This window comes from Halomonas sp. B23F22_20 (genome assembly GCF_043496985.1).
GTDB lineage: Bacteria > Pseudomonadota > Gammaproteobacteria > Pseudomonadales > Halomonadaceae > Halomonas.
In genome coordinates, this window is record NZ_JBIEKH010000161.1 from 1 (window position 1) to 504 (window position 504).

Genomic DNA, 504 nt, shown 5'->3' on the forward strand with positions numbered 1-504 from the left:
CAGCACTCGATGCCCGAAAAAGGCACTTCTTGTCGCCTTTCAGGGCTGACAACCAATGCTCGATATAGCCTTCATGTCGGAGCTCTCCGGGAATCCCTGAGTGAGCACAGAGAAATGCCGCTCCGAGCTCGCCAACGAGCTCCTCAGCAGCGTACTCAGGGGATTTTGGCCCCTTCCAGCGAGCGATACCATCACGATCCAGCCTGTCACGATGCCCCGTCCAATGAACGAGCTCATGCAGCGCTGTGCCGTAATACCCGATCGCTTCATCGAACTGTGATGGCAGCGGCAACTGGATACGATCGGCCACCGGGTTATAGAACGCTCGATCACCTTCGACGTGATCGATCTGAGCCCCACTGGCGATCAAGATTCGATCGGCCTCTTCCGAAGGCTCAAACTCGGAGTCGGTCTCTCCCGCCATGCCCGAAACCTGCTCGGGCAAGCCATCACATTGGGCGACATTGAAGAGCCGGAAGCTCTTCATGATTGCGAACTGCTCCT

Annotated in this window: 1 protein-coding gene; it reads right to left on the reverse strand. The window is 57.1% G+C overall.

Going from position 1 to position 504, the window contains the following annotated elements:
- On the reverse strand, positions 1-487 hold a 487-nt coding region (locus ACGTN6_RS21115), incomplete at its 3' end, for a zincin-like metallopeptidase domain-containing protein (RefSeq protein WP_394595080.1).
- Between the last annotated feature and the right edge of the window lie 17 nt (positions 488-504).